Genomic DNA, 5,292 nt, shown 5'->3' with positions numbered 1-5,292 from the left:
GTCCGGCGGTGTCCTACTCTCCCACACCCTCCCGAGTGCAGTACCATCGGCGCTGGAGGGCTTAGCTTCCGGGTTCGGAATGTAACCGGGCGTTTCCCCTCCGCCATGACCGCCGTAACTCTATCGACATATCAAACAACCAACCCGCGCTTAGAGCAGCAGAGCTGTGGTGTTTGTTTGCCGGGAGTTGCACAGTGGACGCGTAGCAGCTTTGTAGGTCAAGTCCTCGGCCTATTAGTACAGGTCAACTGAACCCGTTACCGGGCTTACATTTCCTGCCTATCAACCCAGTGGTCTAGCTGGGGGCCTTACCCCTCCGAAGAGGGTGGGATACCTCATCTTGAAGCGAGCTTCCCGCTTAGATGCTTTCAGCGGTTATCCCTTCCGAACGTAGCTAACCAGCCGTGCCCCTGGCGGGACAACTGGCACACCAGAGGTTCGTCCGTCCCGGTCCTCTCGTACTAGGGACAGCCCTTCTCAAGTATCCTACGCGCACGGCGGATAGGGACCGAACTGTCTCACGACGTTCTAAACCCAGCTCGCGTACCGCTTTAATGGGCGAACAGCCCAACCCTTGGGACCTGCTACAGCCCCAGGATGCGACGAGCCGACATCGAGGTGCCAAACCATCCCGTCGATATGGACTCTTGGGGAAGATCAGCCTGTTATCCCCGGGGTACCTTTTATCCGTTGAGCGACACCGCTTCCACATGCCGGTGCCGGATCACTAGTCCCGACTTTCGTCCCTGCTCGACCTGTCAGTCTCACAGTCAAGCTCCCTTGTGCACTTACACTCAACACCTGATTGCCAACCAGGCTGAGGGAACCTTTGGGCGCCTCCGTTACTCTTTAGGAGGCAACCGCCCCAGTTAAACTACCCACCAGACACTGTCCCTGAACCGGATCACGGTCCGAAGTTAGATACCCGAATCAACCAGAGTGGTATTTCAAGATTGCCTCCACCCTAACTGGCGTTAGAGCTTCACCGGCTCCCACCTATCCTACACAAGCTAACTCAGATACCAATGTCAAGCTATAGTAAAGGTCCCGGGGTCTTTCCGTCCTGCCGCGCGTAACGAGCATCTTTACTCGTAATGCAATTTCGCCGGGCCTGTGGTTGAGACAGTAGGGAAGTCGTTACGCCATTCGTGCAGGTCGGAACTTACCCGACAAGGAATTTCGCTACCTTAGGATGGTTATAGTTACCACCGCCGTTTACTGGCGCTTAAGTTCTCCGCTTCGCCCCGAAGAGCTAACAGGTCCCCTTAACGTTCCAGCACCGGGCAGGCGTCAGTCCATATACATCGAATTACTTCTTCGCATGGACCTGTGTTTTTAGTAAACAGTCGCTTCCCCCTGGTCTCTGCGGCCATACCACGCTCCACAAGCGTGTTGCTTCACGTGTCCGGCCCCCCTTCTCCCGAAGTTACGGGGGTAATTTGCCGAGTTCCTTAACCACAGTTCGCCCGTCGCCTTGGTATTCTCTACCTGACCACCTGTGTCGGTTTGGGGTACGGGCCGCTAAGAACTCGCTAGAGGCTTTTCTCGGCAGCATAGGATCACTGACTTCACCTGAATCGGCTCGGCATCACGTCTCACCCTCCATGCACCACGGATTTGCCTATGGTGCGGGCTACACGCTTACCCCGGCACAACCACCGGCCGGGATCAGCTACCTTCCTGCGTCACCCCATCGCTTGACTACTACCCACCAGGTTCCCAGCCTCCCCAGTATCAGTCCGAAGACCTCCACCAGTTCGGGTGGTTAGCACAGTGAGGTTCATCAGGGACGCTCTTTCGCGGGTACGGGAATATCAACCCGTTGTCCATCGACTACGCCTCTCGGCCTCGCCTTAGGTCCCGACTCACCCAGGGCGGATTAGCCTGGCCCTGGAACCCTTGGTCATCCGGCGGAAGGGTTTCTCACCCTTCTTGCGCTACTCATGCCTGCATTCTCACTCGCACCGCGTCCACAACTCGATCACTCGGCTGCTTCACCCGCGGCACGACGCTCCCCTACCCATCCACACACCTGCACCCAAACCCGAAAGTCTGGACGGGGTTATTGTGTGAATGCCACAGCTTCGGCGGTGTACTTGAGCCCCGCTACATTGTCGGCGCGGAACCACTTGACCAGTGAGCTATTACGCACTCTTTAAAGGGTGGCTGCTTCTAAGCCAACCTCCTGGTTGTCTAAGCGACCCCACATCCTTTTCCACTTAGCACACGCTTAGGGGCCTTAGCTGGTGATCTGGGCTGTTTCCCTCTCGACTACGAAGCTTATCCCCCGCAGTCTCACTGCCGCGCTCTCACTTACCGGCATTCGGAGTTTGGCTGATTTCGGTAAGCTTGTAGGCCCCCTAGACCATCCAGTGCTCTACCTCCGGCAAGAAACACGCGACGCTGCACCTAAATGCATTTCGGGGAGAACCAGCTATCACGGAGTTTGATTGGCCTTTCACCCCTAACCACAGGTCATCCCCCAACTTTTCAACGTTGGTGGGTTCGGCCCTCCACGCGGTCTTACCCGCGCTTCAGCCTGCCCATGGCTAGATCACTCCGCTTCGGGTCTAGAACACGCGACTCAACGCCCTATTCGGACTCGCTTTCGCTACGGCTCCCCCACACGGGTTAACCTCGCCACGTGCCACTAACTCGCAGGCTCATTCTTCAAAAGGCACGCCGTCACCCCTCAAGGCTCCGACGGATTGTAGGCGAACGGTTTCAGGTACTATTTCACTCCCCTCCCGGGGTACTTTTCACCATTCCCTCACGGTACTCGTCCGCTATCGGTCACCAGGAAGTATTCAGCCTTACCAGGTGGTCCTGGCAGATTCACGGCAGATTACAGGGGTCCGCCGCTACTCGGGAACAACCACAGAAGACCAGCCACTTTCACCTACCGGACTATCACCGTCTACGGTCGGCCTTTCCAGACCATTCGACTAGCAACTGGCTTTGTAACTTCTCGACTGGTTGTCAGCCCAGTCCGCGATGTCCCACAACCCCGACCACGCAACCCCTGACAGGTATCACACGCAACCGGTTTAGGCTCAATCCGCTTTCGCTCGCCACTACTCACGGAATCACTATTGTTTTCTCTTCCTACGGGTACTGAGATGTTTCACTTCCCCGCGTTCCCTCCACACACCCTATGAATTCAGGTGCAGGTGACACCACATAACTGGTGCCGGGTTACCCCATTCGGACACCCTGGGATCACAGCTAGGTTGACAGCTCCCCCAGGCCTATCGCGGCCTCCCACGTCCTTCATCGGCTCCTGGTGCCAAGGCATCCACCGTTCGCCCTTGACAACTTGACCACAAAGATGCTCGCGTCCACTGTGCAATTCTCAACAAACAACCAACCCACAACCCACGACCAACCACCTACCGACACCGCCGGCGGTATGGAAGGCCAGGCCATGCCTGGCAGCTCCGATCCCAGAAAGACAAGCAGCGCTTGTTCTTTCAGGACCCAACAGGGTGTTCATCGCCAGCGTCCAGCCGCATCAGGAGCTCGTTCCATGCCTCAAGAGGCCGTACTAAAGCAAACCAAGACCGTTGCCGGATACTGACTCGCCAGTGTCTCCGCCATTGAGCACCCCAGACCGTCATTCGCGGCCCGCGGGCTCCTGCCCGGCTTTCGCCGGGAGGTGCTCCTTAGAAAGGAGGTGATCCAGCCGCACCTTCCGGTACGGCTACCTTGTTACGACTTCGTCCCAATCGCCAGCCCCACCTTCGACGGCTCCCTCCACAAGGGTTGGGCCACCGGCTTCGGGTGTTGCCGACTTTCGTGACGTGACGGGCGGTGTGTACAAGGCCCGGGAACGTATTCACCGCAGCGTTGCTGATCTGCGATTACTAGCGACTCCGACTTCACGGGGTCGAGTTGCAGACCCCGATCCGAACTGAGACCGGCTTTTTGGGATTCGCTCCACCTCACGGTATCGCAGCCCATTGTACCGGCCATTGTAGCATGCGTGAAGCCCTGGACATAAGGGGCATGATGACTTGACGTCATCCCCACCTTCCTCCGAGTTGACCCCGGCAGTCTTCGATGAGTCCCCGGCATAACCCGCTGGCAACATCGAACGAGGGTTGCGCTCGTTGCGGGACTTAACCCAACATCTCACGACACGAGCTGACGACAGCCATGCACCACCTGTCACCGCCCCCGAAGGACCTCCCATCTCTGGAAGTTTTGCGGTGATGTCAAACCCAGGTAAGGTTCTTCGCGTTGCATCGAATTAATCCGCATGCTCCGCCGCTTGTGCGGGCCCCCGTCAATTCCTTTGAGTTTTAGCCTTGCGGCCGTACTCCCCAGGCGGGGCGCTTAATGCGTTAGCTGCGGCACAGAGAACCGGAGAGGCCCCCCACACCTAGCGCCCAACGTTTACAGCGTGGACTACCAGGGTATCTAATCCTGTTCGCTCCCCACGCTTTCGCTCCTCAGCGTCAGTATCGGCCCAGAGACCCGCCTTCGCCACCGGTGTTCCTCCTGATATCTGCGCATTTCACCGCTACACCAGGAATTCCAGTCTCCCCTACCGAACTCTAGCCTGCCCGTATCGGCTGCAAGCCCGCAGTTGAGCCACGGGATTTCACAGCCGACGCGACAAGCCGCCTACGAGCTCTTTACGCCCAATAAATCCGGACAACGCTCGCGCCCTACGTCTTACCGCGGCTGCTGGCACGTAGTTGGCCGGCGCTTCTTCTGCAGGTACCGTCACTCTCGCTTCGTCCCTGCTGAAAGAGGTTTACAACCCGAAGGCCGTCATCCCTCACGCGGCGTCGCTGCATCAGGCTTCCGCCCATTGTGCAATATTCCCCACTGCTGCCTCCCGTAGGAGTCTGGGCCGTGTCTCAGTCCCAGTGTGGCCGGTCGCCCTCTCAGGCCGGCTACCCGTCGTCGCCTTGGTAGGCCATCACCCCACCAACAAGCTGATAGGCCGCGAGCCCATCCCAGACCGAAAAACTTTCCCCAACCAACCATGCGGCCAGAAGGAGGTATCCGGTATTAGCCCCCGTTTCCGAGGGTTATCCCAAAGTCCAGGGCAGGTTACTCACGTGTTACTCACCCGTTCGCCGCTCGAGTACCCCGAAGGGCCTTTCCGCTCGACTTGCATGTGTTAAGCACGCCGCCAGCGTTCGTCCTGAGCCAGGATCAAACTCTCCAACAAAAACTTGTTAAAAAGCGACCTGACAATCCATTAACGGATGCCAAAATCAATCACAATTGGCACTGGCTTATCAAACACCCTGTTGAGTTCTCAAAGAACAAACACACACC

At 57.6% G+C, this 5,292-nt stretch carries 3 rRNA genes; all 3 read right to left on the bottom strand.

The window, feature by feature from the left end:
* The 3 genes from rrf to Asi02nite_RS40800 all read right to left on the bottom strand — a co-directional run bounded on the left by rrf (nucleotide 1) and on the right by Asi02nite_RS40800 (nucleotide 5,182).
* A 5S ribosomal RNA gene (rrf, locus tag Asi02nite_RS40810) occupies nucleotides 1-117 on the bottom strand.
* A gap of 97 nt (nucleotides 118-214) precedes the next feature.
* Nucleotides 215-3,322 (bottom strand): 23S ribosomal RNA (locus tag Asi02nite_RS40805).
* 344 nt (nucleotides 3,323-3,666) lie between these two features.
* Nucleotides 3,667-5,182, bottom strand: a 16S ribosomal RNA gene (locus tag Asi02nite_RS40800).
* The 16S, 23S and 5S rRNA genes sit together here, the layout of an rRNA operon.
* Nucleotides 5,183-5,292 lie beyond the last annotated feature (110 nt).

It is taken from the genome of Asanoa siamensis, from assembly GCF_016862555.1.
Classification (GTDB): domain Bacteria; phylum Actinomycetota; class Actinomycetes; order Mycobacteriales; family Micromonosporaceae; genus Asanoa; species Asanoa siamensis.
This window is presented reverse-complemented; position numbering and strand designations above follow the sequence as displayed.